At 41.6% G+C, this 339-nt stretch carries 1 rRNA gene; it reads left to right on the plus strand.

Annotated features, from left to right (window positions below):
• Window positions 1-84 (plus strand): 16S ribosomal RNA (locus tag OA79_RS17875); the annotation flags it as partial.
• Between the last annotated feature and the right edge of the window lie 255 nt (window positions 85-339).

Below are 339 nucleotides of genomic sequence, written 5' to 3' on the forward strand. Positions count from 1 at the left end.
GCGGTTACCACGGAGTGGTCAATGACTGGGGTGAAGTCGTAACAAGGTAGCCCTAGGGGAACCTGGGGCTGGATCACCTCCTTAAACGATATGAAGCACTGGTGAGCGTTCACACAAATTATCTGATGGCTATGAGTTCTCATAGCAACCTATCTTAAAAGCATTAGCACAGAGTTCTAAGCAAGAAGTTTGATTGATTGAATCATCAAGCATCTGACTTAGTGCTTTGCACTAAACTTGCTCTTTAACAATTCGAATTTTGAAATAACGATGAATCAAGCGTTAAACCGGTGGAAAGCACTTTAACCTAAGTGACTTTCTATTATCGTAAATCCAGAG

Origin of the sequence: Marinomonas sp. TW1 (genome assembly GCF_001625355.1) — a bacterium.
GTDB lineage: Bacteria > Pseudomonadota > Gammaproteobacteria > Pseudomonadales > Marinomonadaceae > Marinomonas.